The organism is Citrobacter sp. RHBSTW-00671, from assembly GCF_014103415.1.
Lineage (GTDB): Bacteria > Pseudomonadota > Gammaproteobacteria > Enterobacterales > Enterobacteriaceae > Citrobacter.
In genome coordinates this window covers 2,289,702-2,309,445 of sequence record NZ_JABXPR010000001.1, presented here as the reverse complement: position 1 = coordinate 2,309,445, position 19,744 = coordinate 2,289,702, and the positions used below count along the sequence as shown (strand labels likewise).

Annotated in this window: 17 protein-coding genes; 5 read left to right on the top strand and 12 right to left on the bottom strand. The window is 51.4% G+C overall.

The annotated features are described in order from the left end of the window. Nucleotides 1-9: 9 nt before the first annotated feature. The 4 genes from HV261_RS10860 to hypT form a co-directional block, all read right to left on the bottom strand. Complete coding sequence (locus tag HV261_RS10860; RefSeq protein ID WP_040230612.1) at nucleotides 10-1,260, bottom strand: NupC/NupG family nucleoside CNT transporter; 1,251 nt, start codon at nucleotides 1,258-1,260, stop codon at nucleotides 10-12. A 95-nt stretch (nucleotides 1,261-1,355) separates the two neighbouring features. Next, nucleotides 1,356-2,291 carry a pseudouridine-5'-phosphate glycosidase gene (locus HV261_RS10855; RefSeq protein ID WP_202038267.1) on the bottom strand — a complete coding sequence of 312 codons (936 nt, stop codon included), beginning with the start codon at nucleotides 2,289-2,291 and terminating at the stop codon, nucleotides 1,356-1,358. Next, nucleotides 2,279-3,220 carry a pseudouridine kinase gene (locus HV261_RS10850; protein ID WP_202038266.1) on the bottom strand — a complete coding sequence of 314 codons (942 nt, stop codon included), beginning with the start codon at nucleotides 3,218-3,220 and terminating at the stop codon, nucleotides 2,279-2,281. Before HV261_RS10850 ends, HV261_RS10855 begins: the two co-directional genes overlap by 13 nt. A gap of 300 nt (nucleotides 3,221-3,520) precedes the next feature. After that, on the bottom strand, nucleotides 3,521-4,432 hold the full coding sequence (gene hypT / locus HV261_RS10845; protein ID WP_202038265.1) for a hypochlorite stress DNA-binding transcriptional regulator HypT: 912 nt from the start codon (nucleotides 4,430-4,432) through the stop codon (nucleotides 3,521-3,523). A gap of 352 nt (nucleotides 4,433-4,784) precedes the next feature. Here hypT and cuyB point away from each other — a divergent pair, with 352 nt between their 5' ends. Then, nucleotides 4,785-5,504, top strand: coding sequence for a cysteate racemase (gene cuyB / locus HV261_RS10840; RefSeq protein ID WP_202038264.1), 720 nt, complete (start codon nucleotides 4,785-4,787; stop codon nucleotides 5,502-5,504). 76 nt (nucleotides 5,505-5,580) lie between these two features. After that, complete coding sequence (locus HV261_RS10835; protein WP_202038263.1) at nucleotides 5,581-6,879, top strand: anaerobic C4-dicarboxylate transporter; 1,299 nt, start codon at nucleotides 5,581-5,583, stop codon at nucleotides 6,877-6,879. Nucleotides 6,880-6,947: 68 nt separating this feature from the next. Here HV261_RS10835 and HV261_RS10830 read toward each other — a convergent pair whose 3' ends face one another. The 4 genes from HV261_RS10830 to fruB all read right to left on the bottom strand — a co-directional run bounded on the left by HV261_RS10830 (nucleotide 6,948) and on the right by fruB (nucleotide 11,103). Continuing rightward, entirely contained in the window at nucleotides 6,948-7,184 is a 237-nt protein-coding gene (locus tag HV261_RS10830; protein WP_202038262.1) for a YgdI/YgdR family lipoprotein, read from the bottom strand. Between the two features lie 145 nt (nucleotides 7,185-7,329). Continuing rightward, nucleotides 7,330-9,018 (bottom strand): PTS fructose transporter subunit IIBC, encoded by a 1,689-nt coding sequence (fruA, locus tag HV261_RS10825; protein WP_202038261.1) that lies wholly within the window; start codon nucleotides 9,016-9,018, stop codon nucleotides 7,330-7,332. A gap of 16 nt (nucleotides 9,019-9,034) precedes the next feature. Then, nucleotides 9,035-9,973: a 1-phosphofructokinase gene (gene fruK, locus HV261_RS10820; protein ID WP_003027446.1), complete on the bottom strand. Its 939-nt coding sequence runs from the start codon at nucleotides 9,971-9,973 to the stop codon at nucleotides 9,035-9,037. Continuing rightward, a complete protein-coding gene (gene fruB, locus HV261_RS10815) occupies nucleotides 9,973-11,103 on the bottom strand; it encodes a fused PTS fructose transporter subunit IIA/HPr protein (RefSeq protein ID WP_202038260.1) in 1,131 nt (376 codons plus the stop codon). The genes fruK and fruB overlap by 1 nt, the downstream gene beginning before the upstream one ends. Nucleotides 11,104-11,471: 368 nt before the next feature. Here fruB and setB point away from each other — a divergent pair, with 368 nt between their 5' ends. Continuing rightward, entirely contained in the window at nucleotides 11,472-12,653 is a 1,182-nt protein-coding gene (gene setB, locus HV261_RS10810) for a sugar efflux transporter SetB (RefSeq protein WP_202038259.1), read from the top strand. Here setB and HV261_RS10805 read toward each other — a convergent pair. Beyond that, entirely contained in the window at nucleotides 12,650-12,904 is a 255-nt protein-coding gene (locus HV261_RS10805; protein WP_005129254.1) for a YkgJ family cysteine cluster protein, read from the bottom strand. The two genes, setB and HV261_RS10805, sit on opposite strands and share 4 nt — an antisense overlap. 235 nt (nucleotides 12,905-13,139) lie before the next feature. Between HV261_RS10805 and yeiP the strand changes: the two genes are divergently transcribed. Continuing rightward, nucleotides 13,140-13,712: an elongation factor P-like protein YeiP gene (yeiP, locus tag HV261_RS10800; RefSeq protein ID WP_005129255.1), complete on the top strand. Its 573-nt coding sequence runs from the start codon at nucleotides 13,140-13,142 to the stop codon at nucleotides 13,710-13,712. Nucleotides 13,713-13,767: 55 nt separating this feature from the next. Here the strand turns inward: yeiP and torD are convergent, their stop codons facing one another. Genes torD through torC form a run of 3 tightly spaced genes read right to left on the bottom strand, consistent with a single transcriptional unit; the run spans nucleotide 13,768 to nucleotide 18,031 of the window. Next, on the bottom strand, nucleotides 13,768-14,400 hold the full coding sequence (gene torD, locus HV261_RS10795; RefSeq protein ID WP_202038258.1) for a molecular chaperone TorD: 633 nt from the start codon (nucleotides 14,398-14,400) through the stop codon (nucleotides 13,768-13,770). Then, on the bottom strand, nucleotides 14,390-16,888 hold the full coding sequence (torA, locus tag HV261_RS10790) for a trimethylamine-N-oxide reductase TorA (protein ID WP_202038257.1): 2,499 nt from the start codon (nucleotides 16,886-16,888) through the stop codon (nucleotides 14,390-14,392). The genes torD and torA overlap by 11 nt, the downstream gene beginning before the upstream one ends. A 12-nt stretch (nucleotides 16,889-16,900) precedes the next feature. Further along, on the bottom strand, nucleotides 16,901-18,031 hold the full coding sequence (torC, locus tag HV261_RS10785) for a pentaheme c-type cytochrome TorC (protein ID WP_202038256.1): 1,131 nt from the start codon (nucleotides 18,029-18,031) through the stop codon (nucleotides 16,901-16,903). A 167-nt stretch (nucleotides 18,032-18,198) separates the two neighbouring features. Between torC and pdxR the strand changes: the two genes are divergently transcribed. Continuing rightward, nucleotides 18,199-19,680: a MocR-like pyridoxine biosynthesis transcription factor PdxR gene (pdxR, locus tag HV261_RS10780; protein WP_202038255.1), complete on the top strand. Its 1,482-nt coding sequence runs from the start codon at nucleotides 18,199-18,201 to the stop codon at nucleotides 19,678-19,680. The last annotated feature ends 64 nt before the right edge of the window (nucleotides 19,681-19,744 follow it).

Genomic DNA, 19,744 nt, shown 5'->3' with positions numbered 1-19,744 from the left:
GACATCCGGCTACGCTAAACCAATAAAGAAACCGGCTATTGTGGCGCTCATCAGGTTAGAAAGCGTTGCCGCAGCCAGTGCTCTCATCCCAAGCTGTGCGATTTCCGGTGCGCGCTGCGGCGCAATGGCTGAAAACGCCCCGACGACAACACCAATCGAACCAAAGTTTGCAAAACCACACAGCGCAAACGAAATAATCGCAATGGTCTTCACATCCAACGTCCCACCCGTTTGCAGGTACGGTGAGAAGTTGAGATAAGCGACAAACTCATTAATCGCCAGCTTCTGCCCGATCAGGCTCCCCGCCAGCGTTGCATCGCTCCAGTCCACCCCCATAATCCACGCCAGCGGAGCCAGGATATAGCCAAAAATGCCTTCCAGGGTCGCGTGACCGAAGCCAAACCAGCCACCAACGCCACCAATAATGCCGTTAATTAACGCAATAATGGCGACAAATGCCATTACCACCGTCGCAACGCCTGCGGCAATCTTCAGCCCGGTCATCGCCCCACTGGCCGCCGCTTCGATGATGCTTTTCGGTGGGGTCTCAGTAAACGACAGATTCTCGAAGGTGACGCGAGACTCTTCTGTTGCCGGGCTCAGCATACGCGCGAACAAAATCCCGCCAGGAATTGCCATCAACGATGCCGCCAACAAATAATCGATGGGTACACCCATTCCGGCATAACCAATCATCATTGAACCCGCAATAGACGCCATCCCGCTACAAATTGCAGTAAACAGTTCATTGCGATTCAGGCGATCAATAAAGGGTTTCACGATTGCCGGAATTTCGTTTTGCCCGAGAAAAATTGTCGTCACCGCGACAAACGATTCGATTTTGCTGATGTTCAGCGCTTTCTGGAAAATACCACCGAGAATACGGATCAACAGTCCCATTACGCCAATGTAGTAAAGCAGGCTTATCAGCGCGGTAACAAAAATGATCGCGGGGAGTACCCTGAAGGCAAAGATAAAACCGGCACCGTCAAACAGCACATCCATTTTAGGACCGACCAACGAGCCGAAAATAAATGCACTTCCCGCATCGCTATATGACATGACCTTGTGGACGCCGAGTGCCGCCTGTTCAACCAGCCATTTCCCCGGAGGGAAATACAACATGATACCGCCAATGGCGATTTGCAAAACCAACGCGGCGCCAACGGTACGCAGACTAATCCGTTTTTTATTTACTGACAGCAGAAACGCGATGGCCAGTAATACCACCATACCCACAACACTTCTCATTATATCCATAATGAAATCCCTTCATGCCAGGAAACCCGGCGCTAACGCCAGGTTTTGGTAGGTTTGATATTCACGGGCGACCACTTTCTGCCCGGTAAATTCGGTCAGGCGAGGCGTTGGTATTCCTTCGCAATCTCGCAAGCCAGTATGGCGTTGTTGAACACCAACTGAATGTTAGATTTCAGACTGTCGCCTCCGGTCAGTTCCGCAACTCGTGCCAGCAGGAACGGCGTACTATCTTTGCCCACTACGCCCTGCTCTTCAGCTTCTTTCACTGCCCGATCGATTGCCGCATTAATTTTTTCTTCTGCCATTGCGAACTGTTCAGGGATGGGGTTTGCGACAACCAGGCCGCCGTTCAGGCCGGTTTGCCATTTCACCGCCATCGCACGGGCAATGTCTTTTGCGCTGTCCAGACGAATACTGACGTCAAACGGACTGGTGCGGCAGAAAAATGCTGGCAGTGATGTTGTCTGATAACCAATGAGCGGCACACCGAAGGTTTCTAAATATTCGGTTGTTAATCCGAGATCGAGAATAGATTTTGCCCCTGCACAAATAACCGTGACATTGGTATGTGCCAGTTCTTGCAGATCCGCAGAAATATCAAATGTATGCTCAGCCCCGCGGTGAACACCGCCGATACCCCCGGTTGCAAATACTTTAATTCCCGCCATAGCGGCAATAATCATGGTAGAGGCAACGGTAGTCGCACCATTTTTCCCCGCGGCGACAACAAACGGTAAATCTCGACGGCTAACTTTAGCAACGTTATGCCCTTCACGTCCTAAAAGTTCAATTTCGTCTTTACTCAAGCCCACTTTCATTACCCCGCCAATAATGGCAATGGTTGCAGGCACAGCACCATGTTTGCGAATAGTTTCTTCTACTTCAATTGCTGTCTGCGCATTCTGTGGAAATGGCATGCCATGGGAAATAATGGTTGATTCAAGTGCAACAATGGGTTTTTTACTGTTTAATGCTTCCTGAACTTCTGGAGATATTTGTAATAATTCAGAGGAAAGAGTTAATTCAGACATTCTATGTTCTCCACTAATGAGCTAACATTCGCAACAGACAAATCAGGGTTATTGGTATATTCACAGGCCAGTGCCATCGATGAGCAACCCTGCGCAAATCGAACCGAATCAATAAAGGGCAAACCGTCTACCCAGCAGGACGCCAGTCCCGCCATCATGGCGTCACCCGCCCCCGTGACATTAATGACGTGAGTTTTAATGGGCAGCGACCAACCGCTACTCCCCGAGATATCACTATAATAAACACCGTCCCCCCCCATGCTGAGCACCAGGCGGTTTAGGCCGCGTTCATGAAACCACGTGGCAACTTTGCCAACATCCTCTCGCCCGGAGAGGGCAATACCACTCAGGGTTTCAGCTTCAAGTCGATTAGGTTTTAAGGTATGGATTTTGCCGAGCTGCTCGCGAATTTTAACGCACTTCCATGCCGATACCGGGTCAACAAACACCGGTACCTCACCCGCATTTTCCAACACCCATGTCAGCGCGTCTTCACTAATATTACAGTCAGCGACAATGACTTTTGCTGCACGAATAAAATCACGATGTTGTGACAAAAAATCCGCTGAAATGTGGTCGGTAATACTCATATCATTAATGGCAACCAGCATCTCACCGGTATTATCAAGCAGCGACAAATAGCTTGATGTATTTTCTCCAGCAACAATCAGGCATTTTTCGACATGAACACCAGATTGATTAGTTTGCGCCAGCAGTGATTGCCCATAGAAATCGTTACCAACGGCAGTCAGTAACCATGAATTTTTCCCCAGTAGCGCCAAATTATGAGCGATATTGCGCCCCACGCCGCCTGGCGTAAATTTTATTTTCCCCGGATTCGAGTCCGCATAATTAAGAGAAGCATGCGAATACCCGGCGACATCCATATTGGCCGAGCCAATGGTTACTATGTATTCCTTTTCACGCATAGCACGTCCCCTGGCAATATAATTACCACTAATGAGTTCGTCAGAAATAACCCTTACCACACCAAAGATTATTAGAGCACATGTTCACTATCAAACATGTGTTCATATTAGCCAGGTTTTTTGTAAAGTAAATCCATCCGCAAGATCTAAAACAAATAGATATGAACAGAATCACAATTTTTTATAGATACAGTTTGCAAGGGCGCGAAAAAATGAGAGGTAGAACACAAATTGAGCAAGTCAGAAAAAAACCTCCGGATAACCGGAGGTTTTTCAGATGCACGAGGCGGACTGCGTGTATTAACTGAGCGAAACCAGATCCTCCGGCATGTGGTTGTACAAAATCCGCCAGAAGTGCTCAGCCGTTTTATTCAAGCGGGTATCCATCCGGTAAATATAGGCCTGAATAGGCACCATCAGTTCCGGCGTCTGCAGACAAACCAGCCGCTTGTCACGCAGTTCGTTTACGATAGTCCACGCCGGTAGCCAGGCGATACCATGCCCATCTAATGCCATATTTTTCAATAACTCACTCATCGAAGACATAAACAGTGTACGAGCAGAAATGCCCCCCACTTCCGCCAGATGACGGTTTACCAATCTTCCCATGTAGGATGTGCTGGTATAGTTCAGGATCGGCACCTGCGGCTGATAGATATCAAACAACGCCTTCCCCTGCGCGTCAGCCGCACAGACGGGATACAGCTCAGACTCAAAAACCTTTAAACCGCAGAAAGGTGACTGCATTAAGTCTTCATCCCGAAAGGAGATAATAAAATCACTTTTCCCTTCACGCAGGGTATTCACCGCTTGCACCACATCAATCGCCTCGACGTGATAAACAAACTCTTCCCCCCAGGCCGCCATTGAGTGCACTAATCTGGGCAACATAGTCAGCGACAGAGAATGTGCCGCCGCTATTTTGATATTGGGTACCCCAAGCAGGTTGTGCCCGCTGAGCTCATCCAGATTGCATTCCAGCTGTTGCAGCAGGCTACGGGTTTGTGAATGGAATAACTTGCCCTCCTCCGTGAGTTGCAGTGGGCTCGTCGTGCGATCAAAAAGCAGTACCCCCACGGCTGATTCGAGCGCTTTGATCCGCCTGCTAAATGCCGGTTGGGATATATTGCGTTCCTCAGCCGCCTGGGAAAAATGACGACACGCCTCCAGCGTCAGGAAATCATATAACCATTTTGTCTCAATATTTTTCATGCCTGTCACGCGGATGTTTAAATATGCCAATTGGCTTTAAGCATCATGCCTGAATATTTCCAGAGATGAAATTCATCATCGCCACCTGGTGATTCGTTTTTTGCATCAAGCCTTCGTTTTTGGCATTACCGTGCCTCCCTCCCCCTCGGCCACAACCGCTCACCTGCCGCGTATTGTCGGACCTCAGGCTGAATACCGGCCTGATGAGATGACAAACGAAGCCACATCCATGCGGTTTTTGCATTGAACAAAACATTATTGCATTTCTCCTCACGCCTCACTGCTGTTAAACATTACCAGCAGATACAACGTAGCTCTGAATATTAATCATCGGTGAATTGAGGTATATATCGTGAAAGGTTTAATTGGCGTACTTGGTGGTATGGGGCCAGCTGCAACAGTCGACCTGTTTAATAAATTCGTCACCTTTACCGCGGCACAACGTGACCAGGAACATATCCCATTAATTATTTCATCTATTCCTGACATTCCTGACCGAACTGACGCGTTAATGCATCATGGTAATTCCCCGCTTCCGGCAATGCGCGATTATATGCATAAACTCGAAGATGCTGGCGCGGAGTGTATTGTGATCCCCTGTAATACCGCCCATTTTTGGTTTAATGAATTAAAAGAGTGCTGTCACACAGAGCTGCTCAGTATCGTTGAAACGACCATCAACGAGGTCAAGAACTGCGGAAAATCACGTATTGGACTGCTCGCCACCAACGCCACGTTGTACATGGGTCTCTATCAAAAAGGCATTGAATCTCTTGGGCTAACCTGCATCAGTCCTGACTCGGCCAGTCAGGAAAAAGTGATGGAAAGCATCTATTGCTTAAAAGCCAGTGATGCTAAGCGGGCACAAATGCTGATGAATGAACAGGCTCAAGCACTCTTCTCTCGCGGCGCACAAGTTATCGTACTGGGATGTACGGAAGTCCCCGTCATCCTTGCTGAGGCTGTCAAAACATCACCTGAAAAATATATTGATTCAACCGGTTCGTTGGTTCGCGCCGGTATTAAATGGTACGAGAAACGCGTGGGTAAAAATCACCTTCTGGTGCAATGAAAATCTATGCCGTGCTAATTGTTGCATTAAATAAACACCCATTTTAATAACGAATTATTCTCTGGCGGAGGCCATCATGATTTGGCTGGAAATTATCGTAGTGTTGGGCGCAATATTTTTTGGCATCCGCCTCGGCGGAATTGGTATCGGTTTATGTGGCGGGCTGGGGCTGGCTATATTAACGCTGGGATTTGGGCTGAGAATTGGTTCACCGCCCGTTGACGTTATTCTCATTATTATGACGGTTGTCGTGGCTGCATCGGCGCTACAGGCCGCCGGAGGTATGGATTATCTGGTTCGCGTTGCCGGGAATTTCATGCGGCGTAACCCTAAATATATCAATATTATTGCGCCGATCATCACCTGGGCGATGACCATTATGGCGGGGACCGGGTTTATTGTTTTTTCTACCCTACCGGTCATTGCCGAAGTCGCAAAAGAGTCCGGTATCCGCCCCTCACGCACGCTCGCAGGATCCGTCGTCGCCTCCCAGGTGGCAATATCCGGCTCGCCGATCAGTGCTGCGATGGCCGCAATGTTAACCATCATGGAAGGAAACGGCGTCAGCTTTATACAGGTCATGGCGGTATGCCTGCCCGCCTCGTTCGTTGCCGCCATGGTGGCCGCATTCATCGCTTCACGCCAGGGGTGCGAACTACAGGATGATGAAGTGTATCTGCAACGCCTGCAAAAAGGTCTGGTCCGTAAATATGAAAGCCAGAGTAGTACGACGCCGGGTGCCGTACTTTCCGTGGCCCTGTTTATGCTGGCAACCATCGTCATCGTCATCCTTGCCGCCTGCCCTCAGCTACGTCCGGGATTCGACGTCGGTAGTCCGATGAATACGCGGGATATTATTATTATCTGCATGTTATCTGCCGCTTGCCTGATGGTCGTGTTATGCAAAACATCTACAGATGCCATTGTACTGACATCCACTTTTCGAGCAGGGATGAGTTCGCTGGCCGTCATTCTCGGCATTGTTACGCTGGGAACCACATTCATTGACGCACACTTAGCGGAAATTAAAGACATCGCGGGTAATATTCTACAGGCCTACCCGATGCTGTTGGCTCTGGTACTGTTTGGGACCTGCGCGCTGCTCTATTCGCAGGGAGCCACCACGCCGCTGATTATCCCGCTTGCCGTCGCGCTCGGCGTACCCACCTGGGCCATTCTGGCTTCCTATGTGGCAGTGACTGGTGTGTTCGTTCTACCTACATACCCCACTTCACTGGCGGCAATGGAGTTCGACACCACCGGGACAACGCGCGTGGGCAAGTATGTTTTAAACCATCCGTTTATGTTGCCAGGACTGGGTGGGATCATCGCGGGCGTTGCCTTTGGTTTTATCATCGCGCCAATGATTGCCTGACCTGTTTTATTCAGGGGGGCCGAAAGCGATATCGCCCCCTGAAAACTTCGCGACTTACCTGACCTGGCTCACCATAGCAATACCGTCTTACCTTTATCTATTTGCTTCACATCGCTGCTTTTAATCACGCGGTGATAGCCATAGGTGTCAGCATATTTTGTCAGTCCTGTCCCAGAATCCGGCTCAGGCTTGCCTTGCGTCTCTATCGTTGCCCCTGATGTTGTTGTCATCACATAAGTGGTTGAGCACCCCGTAAGCAACAGCGTAGCGAGTGACAGAGAGGCAAAAATGTGCGTTTTTTTCATATTCGATTTCCGTGATGAGTTTGATTTAAGGGCACTTTATCGAATTTGGTTAAGGCAAGATGGATTATTGTGGCGATGCCGCAACTGTCGGGATCAAAGAATAAAAAAGGGCAGAGGAATCTCTGCCCTGGGAAGTAAAGAAGGGTTAGGCTACTTTCGCAACGGCGTCCACTTCCGGGCGCTTCAGCACCGCGTAGGAGAGACCTGCCACCAGCGTACCAGCAACAATCGCCAGCAGGTATCCAAGCACAGGGGTAATGGCACCTGGGATCAGCAGTACAAACAGTCCGCCGTGTGGCGCCATCAACTTCGCACCCACAGCCATTGAGATTGCTCCCGTCACCGCGCCACCGACGATACAGCATGGCAGAACACGCATCGGATCGCGTGCCGCGAACGGAATTGCCCCTTCGGTGATGAAGCACAAACCCAGAACCAGCGCCGCTTTGCCACCTTCTTGTTGTGCTTTGTCGAACTTACGACGCGCAACCAGCGTAGCCAGACCCAGAGCCAACGGTGGCACCATACCTGCCGCCATAATGGCTGCCATCGGTGCATAAGTTTGCGTACTCAGCAGCCCCACCCCAAAAGCGTAGGCCGCTTTGTTCACTGGACCGCCCATGTCAGTACACATCATGCCGCCAAGAATAGCGCCAAGCAGAACCGCATTCGCCGTCCCCATGGTTTGCAGCCAGTGAGTCAGTCCTTCCAGAATGCCCGCAACCGGTTTACCAATCAGGTAAATCATTGCCAGACCAACGACCAGGCTCGAAAGCAGCGGAATAATCAGAATCGGTTTCAGCGCTTCCATACTCTGTGGGAGTTTCAACTTCGTGCTGATGAGCTTCGCCACATAACCGGCAAGGAAACCGGCGATAATCCCACCGATAAAGCCAGAACCGGTGCTTACCGCCAGCATACCGCCGATAAGACCCGGCGTCAGACCGGGACGGTCAGCGATAGAAAATGCAATGTAACCTGCCAGAACGGGCACCATCAGTGCGAAGGCTGAGCCCCCACCAATCTGCATCAGTGCTGCCGCCAGCGTACCCTGTTCTTTGAATGCTTCAATACCAAAGGCGAATGACAGCGCAATACACAGACCGCCCGCAACCACCATCGGCAGCATGTAAGACACACCGGTCAGCAGGTGACGATACGCGCCCGCACCCTCTTTTTTTCCTTCGGTGGCCGCAGTCTGATTCTTCCCGGCAGGCTGGTACGGAGTCGCTTCATCCAGCGCTTTATCCAGTTCCTGCTTCGTTTTCTTCAGCGCCAGACCCGTAGACGTGCGATACATCGGTTTTCCAGCAAATTTCGCCAGATCAACCTCAATATCAGCCGCCACAATCACCAGATCAGCCTCGGCAACCTCTTCCGGCGTAATGGCATTACCTGCCCCTACAGAGCCACGGGTTTCTACTTTCACCCACCAGCCACGTTTTTTCGCTTCGGTTTCAATGGCTTCAGCAGCCATAAACGTATGTGCGACGCCTGTCGGGCAGGCTGTCACTGCCACCACACGTTTTGGACCATTGCTTGCCACTGGCGTTGCCACAACCGGCGCGGTATATGGCTGCGCATGGCCTTTTGCTTCACTGAGAAAAAGCTCGGGATGTGCAACCGCACGACCGATGTCACCCAGCCAGACCTTTTTGCCGTTCAGCGAATTGTCGACAGGCAGCTTATCGCCCAGGACAATCGCCAGCTCTGCATCATTTGGATTGTCGATGATCTCCAGATGCGCTTTCTGTGCCGCCGCTCCAAGCAGGGTTTTCGCCATATAGGCGCGAGCCTGGCCGAGATTAGCGTCAATAATCAGCAGCGTTTTCATTATGCCTCTCCTGCTGTCAGTTAAACGGTTTTAAGTCGACACGCGCCATCATTGCGGCCAACTGAGGACGATCGGTAATACCCACATTACTTTGGCTTACCGCCAGGGCGGCTACAGCCGTCGCCAGACGCAGGGTATGTTCGCTGGATTCACGCATCAGCAAGCCATAAATCAGACCGCCAACCATTGAATCACCCGCACCTACAGTGCTGACCACCTCAACAGACGGTGGCTTAGCAATCCATTCACCCGAAGCGTTGACCCACAACGCGCCTTCCGCACCGAGTGAAATCACCACGTGCGCAATGCCTTGCTCACGCAGAGCATGTGCCGCATCGATAACATCTTTCATTTCTGGCAGCTTACGGCCAGCCCAGATTTCCAGTTCACGACGGTTTGGTTTCACCAGCCACGGAGCTGCCTTCAGGCCGGCGACCAGCGCTTCACGACTACTATCAAAGATAATGCATGGGCACTGACTGCGCAGGCGCGTCATCCAGTCAGTGAATGCTTCAGGGCTCACGCCGGTCGGCAAGCTGCCGCTGACGCACACCATATCGAATTGCCCCAGCCAGCTTAGTGAGTCATTCACAAAGCGTTCCCAGTCAGCCGGTGTGACTTCAAAGCCGGAAAAATTGAAGTCAGAAACTTCACCATCTTTTTCAGTCAGCTTGACGTTAATACGGGTACGCCCCTGCACCACCTGAAAACGGTTAGCGATGCCCAGTTCACTGAACAACTGCTGAAAACCATCCTGGTTGTCCTTACCCAGAAAACCGCCGACAGTCACGTCAATCCCCAGGTCCTTAAGCACTTTTGCGACGTTAATCCCTTTTCCTGCCGCATGCAGACCGGTCGTTTTCACCAGATTGACTTCACCACGTTCAATTTCTGGGCAAAAACCGACCAGATCGTAAGCCGGGTTCAGGGTGATAGTTGCAACACGTCTGCTCATTATGCGCCCTCCCCAAGACCTGCCGCGATGGCATCGCCAATGGCTTTCAGCGCCTGTTCAGCATCTTCACCCTGTGCGGTAAAGCGCAGGTGGTGTCCTTTTTTCACGCCCAATGCCACCACTTTCATCAAACTGCGTCCATTTGCCGGTTTTCCGGTTCCATCAAGATTCGTCACGGTTATTTCACTATTAAATTGTTTAATCGTATTCACCAGCATGGTGCCCGGACGGGCGTGTAAACCATGCTCATTACGCACTACAAACTCGGCACTCAGTACATCATCAGTTAATGCATCATCGCTGGTCAGCAGCGCCAACACCGTTGCTGCATCCGCCTTCAGCAAACGGTCAGCTTTATTGCTCAGCAACAGATCGCCAAGACGCTTCAGCACCGCAACGGGCTGGTCATCATTCATCGCGACAGTCACCAGCAGCGCAGCGGCTTCGCCCTGCACGTCAAATGCGCTTGCCGCACGACTGATTGCGACGGCGCTGCGCACATTGCCTTCAGCACAGTCATTCAGCCAGATGCCCTGACCAAGATTCATTGGTTGCTCGTTAATCGCTCTGGCCACAAAGGTGGCATCTACTGCACCGGCTTCTTTCAGACGTGCGGCGTTTAGCGCCTGCAGCGTCACCAGCGAATTGGCGACGACGTCCAACGATAGCGTTTCGTTATCAAGCTTCAGCTGCTCGCTCTGCTTTTCGCCCATCAGCAATGCACGTAATTCTTCTGCCGTGGTGGCGGATTTCAGCTGTTCCGCAACCGAGTCATCACTCAATACATGAGTCAGCTGACGCAACAACCCAAGGTGCTCATCTGAGCTGGCTGCAATGCCGATTGCCACATACGCAACCTGACCTTCGCCCCATGTCACCCCCTGTGGAAACTGAAACACCTGCACCCCGGTTTTCAGCACCTGATCGCGTGTATCTGTCGTACCGTGAGGAATGGCAATACCATTGCCGAGAAACGTCGATGTTTGTTGTTCGCGTGCCAGCATGCCATTGACATAGCCGTCCGCAACGTTGCCCGCTTGCACCAGGGCTGCGGCAACCTGGCGAATAGCCTCTTCTTTATTACCGGCCTGTTCGCCCGGGTGAATATCCTGAACAGATAACTGGAACATGATTCTCCTCTCCTGCTGAATTGAAACGATTCAGCTAACATGAGAAAAAAGGCGCCACCCGACTCCATCAGTTAAGGCAAGATGACGCTGAAACGTTTCAAGGAGTCTGGATCTTTCTGCTTCAGCACGCAAGGAAAGTTAACAATTAACTTGCTGAATTTAGATGTACCGCACATTTTCTCGGCGTTTCGTTGAAACAAGCTGACGCAAAAACGCGTTCAGCTTCTCAACTTCAGCATCGTCAGCATGTGGACCGATCAGACTGAAATGACATTTTGATTTTCCATACCGATTTTGATTTAGTGCCCTGTTTATTTTCTGGCGAGCAGCGTAAACTCCGCCTCTCTTCACTCCACTGATAGCTAAACATGCATAACACCCCCGTAGCCGCCACACCCAAGGCGTTTGATTTAACGTCTTCGGCGTTCCTGCTTGTCGCTTTTCTCACGGGTATCGCCGGGGCGTTACAGACGCCCACGCTCAGCCTTTTTCTGACCGATGAGGTCCATGCACGTCCGGGAATGGTGGGTTTCTTTTTTACCGGTAGCGCCGTCATCGGCATTTTGGTAAGCCAGTTTCTGGCCGGACGCTCTGACAAAAAAGGCGATCGTAAAAACCTGATCGTTTTTTGCTGTGCACTGGGTATGCTGGCCTGCGTGCTGTTTGCCTGGAACCGTAACTATTTTATTTTGCTGTTTGTCGGCGTATTCCTCAGTAGCTTTGGCTCCACCGCCAACCCGCAAATGTTTGCGCTCGCTCGCGAACATGCCGATCGCACGGGTCGGGAAGCCGTCATGTTCAGCTCGATTTTACGTGCTCAGGTTTCACTGGCCTGGGTGATCGGCCCACCGTTGGCCTACGCACTGGCCATGGGGTTCAGCTTTACGGTGATGTATCTCAGCGCCGCGGTGGCATTTATTGTCTGCGGCGCGATGGTCTGGTTTTTCTTACCGTCAATGAACAAAAGCGTACCTCTCGCAACAGGTGCGGTTGAGGCTCCACGCCGTAATCGTCGTGATACGCTGCTGCTTTTTGCTATCTGCACATTAATGTGGGGGACCAACAGCCTCTATATCATTAATATGCCGCTGTTTATCATCAATGAACTGCATCTGCCTGAAAAACTCGCCGGTATCATGATGGGCACCGCAGCAGGGTTGGAAATCCCAACCATGCTGATTGCCGGATATTTTGCGAAACGTCTGGGCAAACGTCTGTTGATGAGAATCGCCGCCATCGCCGGGTTCTTTTTTTATGCGGGTATGCTGTTGGCACATTCGCCGGCGGTTTTGCTCGGCTTACAGTTGCTGAACGCGATTTACATCGGCATCCTCGGCGGGATTGGCATGCTTTATTTTCAGGATTTGATGCCGGGACAGGCGGGATCAGCCACAACGTTGTACACCAACACCATCCGCGTCGGCTGGATTATTGCCGGATCGTTGGCGGGTATTGCCGCAGAACTCTGGAATTACCACGCCGTATTCTGGTTTGCGCTGGTGATGATCGTCGCGACGGTTGTGTGCCTGGTACGCATCAAAGACGTTTAAGGCGCAGTCAACGCTTCCAGCTCAATAAGGTACAACATGGCCTGGTGTGTCGTTTTACCGCACATTTCCGCACTGGGTTGCAAACCAGCACACACTTTTGGGCGCAACGGAGACGCAAAAATCTTACAGCGCAGGGATTCATCTAGCTGAACGCATGGCGTATTGGCGGGTTTGCCATCAGGCATGCCAGGGATAGGGCTGGAGATAGAAGGCGCAGTGCAACATGCGCCACAATCCGGACGGCATTCCATACAGTATTCTCTTTAGGGTAAACCATCGGATTGTTCAGGTAGCGAACAGTATACACAAATTCATTCGGCGCGCCTCAAGATGGCATACACACAGCCAACAACGAGGTAACCAGAAGGGCGAAGTGTATACCACCTTTTTTGCACCAGCAAAAGTGTGAATTCCGCTTGCCTGAATGCCCTGGCGCGAGTAGTTTGACGCGATATTTTAGACACTCCTCACTACAGGATTTTTTCGATGCCAAGAGCGAACGAAATTAAAAAAGGTATGGTACTGAACTACAACGGCAAACTGCTGATTGTAAAAGATATTGATATTCAATCACCATCCGCACGTGGTGCAGCTACGCTGTACAAAATGCGTTTTTCTGATGTCCGTACCGGTCTGAAAGTTGAAGAGCGCTTCAAAGGCGACGATATCGTGGATACCGTCACCCTGAGCCGCCGTGGGGTTGATTTCTCCTACGTTGATGGCAACGAATATGTCTTTATGGATAAAGAAGACTATACCCCGTATACCTTCACCAAAGACCAGATTGAAGAAGAGCTGCTGTTCATCCCGGAAGGCGGGATGCCGGACATGCAGGTACTGACCTGGGACGGCCAGCTGCTGGCGCTTGAACTGCCGCAGACCGTAGACCTGGAAATCGTTGAAACCTCACCAGGTATTAAAGGTGCTTCAGCGAGTGCGCGTAACAAGCCAGCAACCCTGAGCACCGGTCTGGTGATCCAGGTTCCTGAGTATCTGAGTGCGGGTGAGAAAATCCGTATTCATATCGAAGAACGCCGTTATATGGGGCGCGCAGACTAATACCTCTGCCACACATTGACGATCAGGGACAGCACGGGCTGTCCCTTTGTCATTTTCAACGTTGGCTACTGAGATAAAAATCATCCATCAACAGTGATTCCAGATACTGTTCATCTTCCCGTATAAACCCCACAATTACGCTAACCGCCTGCGCATAAAATCCCTTCTCATCACGCTGCTGGCAGCTATCACGGAACAAGGGTGCCCAACACATAATGTGATGATGCAGAAAGTAATATTGTGCAGATAGCGTTTCCTCTTTGGCCACCATCCTCGCCATCAACGCCAGCTGTATAGCGATATGATCGGAGGGCTCATTTTCCTGCGCAGCCAGCCCATGTTCAACCAACAGTACATTCATTTGTCGACGTTCTTCGGCCGCTGTTGTGTGCGGATAATGTCCCGCATACGGGGAAACACCGCCAGGCGGCGGTAGCAGAAATAACGTTGCAAAATCTGCGGCCAGCTCCAGCTGTCGGCTTTCACGACGCAGAACCTGCGTCAGGCTACGCTCCAGTTTTTTGACATCCAGCGAAAGCCCGGGAATACCCGCCAGCGACGCCAGCCACTGTCGGGTATCCTCGCTTTCAAGACGAGCGAGTTGTTTCTGGTCCAGCTCACGAAACAGCAATTGTGAAAACCACTGATAGACCGCGGCGCGTTGCTGGAAAATAAGGCTATGCTGCATTGTCCCCCTCCTCTTTCACAATCTCCGGCCCACCAAATCCCGTGACCGGTGGAACATGTTGCTGATAGCGTTCGACATCCACCAGCACGGTATGCGCTGAAGGCCCTTGCGCCAGTTGAGACGTACCAATATCCGCGCTCAGAACATTAGGATCGCCATAGGTACATAGCGTCCCGGCTTTCCCGCCTTCCTGTGGGGAATACCATGCCCCTTCATGAATGCGGATCACGCCAGGGGTAAAATCAGGGCTAATCACCACCCCCGCCAACACCTGACCGCGCGCGTTAAAGACCCGCGCAATATCCCCGGCTTTTAACCCCCGCGCGGCAGCATCTTGCTCACTGATGTAAAGCGGTTCTCTTCCCGCTACCGCATACGTGCTGCGAAACGCATCACTTGAGCACAACTGGGAGTGCAGGCGTTTATCCGGGTGACAGGATTGCAGGTGCAGTGGATATTTGTCTTTCCTACCCTGATGGCTACGTTCAAACGGCTCCATCCACACCGGATGCCCAGGGCAATCGTCATACTGAAAACCGGCAATCGTTTTGCTGTAAATTTCAATCAGACCTGATGGTGTGCCCAGGGGGTTAAGATCGGGCTGATCGCGGAATTCGCCATGACGCACCCACGGTTGTCCCGCGGGATATTCAACATACCCTTCACCTTTCCAGAACGTGTCAAAGTCTGGCAACGTAACACCGAGCGAGGCACCCATTTTGACCCCTTCGTCATAGAGTGCTTGTACCCACTGCATTTCATCGCGGTTTTCCCGGTATACCGACTCCTTGTCAAAACGTTTACAGAGTCCGGCAAACACGTCGAAATCATGCCGCGCTTCATATTGCGGTTTGACGACCTGATGCAGCGCCATCAGTCCCTTATTCGAATGGGTACCAAACTGCTCAATGTCGTTGCGTTCAAAGCGTGTGGTAACAGGCAGGACGATATCGGCAAAACGACAGGATGCGGTCCATTGGTGATCTAACACCACCACGGTCTCCAGTTTCTTCCACGCCTCGATCATTCGGTTGCGATCCTGCTGGGCGTGGAACGGGTTAGCCGCGCTGTAGATCGCCATTTTGATGTCAGGGTAGATTAACGTCTCACCGTTAAAGGCGATTTTTTTGCCCGGTTCCAGCAGGCAATCAACAATACGTGAGGTAGGAATATGCTCAGATACGCCGCGAAAATCCGGTTTATACTTCGCCTCTGGCGGATTGTTAATGCTCCCCAGACCAGAAAGTACCGGCCCGGCTGACGTCACCGTCCCTCCGCCATTGTAGTGCCAACCAAACCCCACACCGCCGCCCGGTAACCCAATTTGACCGACCATACTGGCCAGCACCACCAACATCCAGGGATACTGTTCGCCGTGGTGCATACGCTGTACGCACCAGCCGCCCATAAACTGCGTCCGGCCTTTCACCAGCAGCCGGGCAAAATCACGGATCTGATCCGCCGTCAGCCCACAGATTTCCGCTGCCCACTCGGCGTTTTTCGGTTGCTTGTCTGTTTCTCCCATCAGGTAGGGTAAAAACTGCTCGAAGCCAACGGTGTAGTCGTTAATGAATGCCGTGTCGTACAGTTTTTCTTCATACAGGGTGTGTGCGAGCGCCAGCAGTAACGCAACATCGGTTTGTGGTCGTAACGCCAGCTGTTCACACCCCAGAAAATTTTGCGATTTGCTGCGCACCGGATCAACGCTGATGACGCGCATTTTGCCCTCGGCGACGGCCTCTTTAATCTGCTGCCAGTAGCCAAACGCGTCGTGATCGGGAACCAAAAATTCAATCTGCAAATTCTTAATGGGATCACAGCCCCACAATACGATGGTATTGCTGTTCTCGATAACCAGCGGCAGCGAGGTTTGCTGTTCATAGACTTCAAGCGAACCAATGACATGCGGCAAAATCACCTGAGCTGCAGCCGCCGAGTAGTCGCCTACGGTCGTCACATAGCTACCATGCAAACCGAGCCCTCTGTCCATTGCACCGCCAGCCTTGTGGTATTTGCCCACCATTTGCCAATCCGCCAGCCCGGTGAAGACGCCGGATGAACCGTAGGTTTTTTGCACCCGCTCAAGCTCTTCATAAAACAGGTCCAGCGCCTGATCCCAGCTAACCCGCACAAAACGATTATCTCCCCGCTGGCTACGGTCCGACTTCTCTCGCTTGCGTAACCAGTCCAGTCGAACCATCGGATAGCGAACCCGTGAAGGGTTGTAGACGATTTCACGTACCGCATTGAGCATATCGCACGGGTATTTGTCATGTTTGAACGGGCGCGTTTCCGTCCACTCGCCGTTAACCACTTTGGCTTCAAAAGCACCATAATGTGAGCCGGACTGGATCCATTGTTCGGGGTTTTCCCCCGCCGCCCATACTTTTGAGATCAGCGGATTAGGCGCCAGCGCACTGGTTGCGCCAACCGCCAGCATTCCGGTCAGAAAACGACGGCGGGACGGATTAAAGTCATGAATATCCATATCTTATCCTTATTATTTGTTGGGTTCAGACACATCGCTGGCGTGGGTCTGGAGGTATTTCAACAACGTACGTTCTTCCACCGGATTGAGTCGATAATACGTCGACATCGCTTTCAGTCCGGCAATCCAGCCATTGGCGGTGTATCGGGTAGTCGGTGGCGTGCTGTGACAGGCGCTACACGTCGATTGCAGCATCTGATCCGAGTACTCCCACACCGGAGTAATGCTATCGATGAGTCCCTGCGCGGAGGTCCATGCGGTCACGCTCACCTGCTGCCATTCCTGATGCGAACCTGGGTCAGTCTGGGTTTGCAGGACTTTCACGTTTTCCATCAGCGAAGCATCAAGGACCGCGGAGAATACGCGTTTGCCCATATACTGGGTGATCACCCGCCCACGCCCCTTGCTTTCACGCCAGCCCGTCACTTCCAGCTGGACGTTGCTCCCCTCTTTTTGCAGCACCTTGACCTGGGTTGCCGGAAATAACAGCGCTTTCCCTGCTGGTGCCCCTGCCGTGGCTGTCAGTGTTTTTTCGCTTAACGAAAACAGCGTCGTCGCAGTCGCTAGTTTTTCTCCCTGCTGTTGTAGCTGCTTGTAGCGATCGCGAAAGCCACTGCTCATGTCCGGTTTGTGGTGCGCGATCCCTTTGTGGCAATCAATGCAGTTGCTGTCCTTCGCCGCTGCCGCCGTCATCTGCGCCGCGGCATTAGCGGATTGTTTTCCATGATCCATCGCTTCATAGCTGTGACACGATTTACAGGCTGCCGAATTGTTGGCGCTCATCCGTGCCCACTCTCTCTGGGCGAGCTCAACCCGTTTGGCATTGAACTTTTCCGGGGTATCAATCGAAGGTGAGATAAAGGTGTGGTAGAGATCGTTTAAGGCTTCGGTTTTACGCACAAGCGTCGGGACGACTCCCGGGGGAATGTGGCAATCCTTACACTCCGCTCGTACACCAGAGGCATTACGAAAATGCACGCTGGTCTTATACTCCTCTCCTGATGTGCGCATCGAGTGGCACGATAAACAAAACTCCGTAGTGCTGGTGTAATGGACTCCTTGCCATGTTCCCCAAATAACAATGGCCATTACGACTGCGCCACCTAACGCACACCAAAGCGCGTTCTTTTTTATCCACGACATACCTGCCTCCATTTTTTTAATAGCATCACGCTAAGGGATATTAAAAAGCAAAAATAGAGACAGCGATTTCAGATTATAGGAACAGCCTTAACTCTATGAGGCGTGTCAAAATAGCAATATGCTGAAACGTGTAATATGCCCCTATTGTTTAAACAAGGAATTTCCTCATGCTGACACTGTCTCTCAATAGGGAAAGTCGCACCCCGCTACAATTGCAGATCTTTCAATTCTACTTTCAGGCAATTCAGCAAGGTGATTTGCTTTGCGGGGATAAACTGCCCTCTATCCGCGAGCAGGCGCAGACGTTAAACGTGGCCAAAATCACGGTGGTGATGGCGTATGAAAAACTGATGGCGGCCGGTTTTATTAAGAGCAGGCAGGGGATCGGCTATGAAGTCACATTTACGGCGCCTATGCGTAGCCCCCCGGTACACGTGCCATCTGCGGAGGGCTCACCGCCGATAAAGCCTAAGCCCGCCGGTGTTTCTACCGATGTTTACGCTGAAATGGGGCGTGAGTGCTATTGCCGGATGGGCGTCCCTGACCCTAATGCGTTTCCCTGGTCAAGCTGGCGTAAATGGAATAATGCCCCCAGCGTACTTAAAGAGCAGCTACTGACTCGATATCATTCACCAAACGGATTATTTTCATTACGTGAGCAAATTGTCAGATACCTTAATTTATCTCGCGGCATTAATACCAACGCACAAAACATCATCATTACTGATGGAATTCAGGAAGGATTATCACTGCTCAGTCAAATATTCATTATTCATCATGCACTAAGCCAGAATAAAAAATGTCACGTGGTCGCCGAATCGCCTTGTTATTCTGGCGCGTGGCATCTGTTTAATTATTATGGTGCTGAGATTACGTCTATTGCCGTGGATAATCACGGGCTGTGTACCGATAATTTACCCGAGGTTGAAACCCAGCTTTGTTATGTGACACCCGCTCATCAGTATCCAATGGGCAGTGTTCTGTCACTTGAGCGACGTAAGTCATTACTCACGTGGGCACAACGAGTGGGCGCCTGGATTATTGAAGACGATTACGACGCCGTATTTACGTATGGTGAGAATCCCCTTCCGGCACTGAAAGCCATGGATTACCACAACCGGGTTATCTACATGGGGACCTTCTCAAAAACGCTGGGACCGGGGGCACGTCTCGGTTACCTCGTTTGCCCTGATGAACTGCTGCCCGCCGTTCAAAATATGAAAGCGCTGAACAACAATGGTAGCCAGTGGTTATTGCAGCAGTTTTTAGCCGAGTTAATGCAAAACCAGGTGTTTTATACCCATCTCGGCAAGCTAGCCTGCAACTACGCAGCACGCCTCGCATTACTGCGTGATGGCTTATCAGCCCTGTTCCCTGAAGGCAAGATCGATGGTGCCACGGCAGGGTTACATCTCTCATTGCGCATTAACTGGTCGCCTGACGTCATCGCAAAACTACGCCAGCGCTGTCTGCGGGCAGGGGTACGCTTTGATACATTACAGGAAATTGAAAACGGCTCAGAAACAGCCTGGCGGCAACAAAATTCAGATGCGGTGATGTTCTTTGGTTTTGGCGGACTGCAGATGCCGCACCTCAGAAAGGTATTAAACATACTGGAACAGGAGAGGTGTGCGTTATTACAGCAATAACAACGCACCTGAGTATTGCCGGGGGACGCAACAAGCGCCACCCGGCAATTTATCGCCTGGCGTT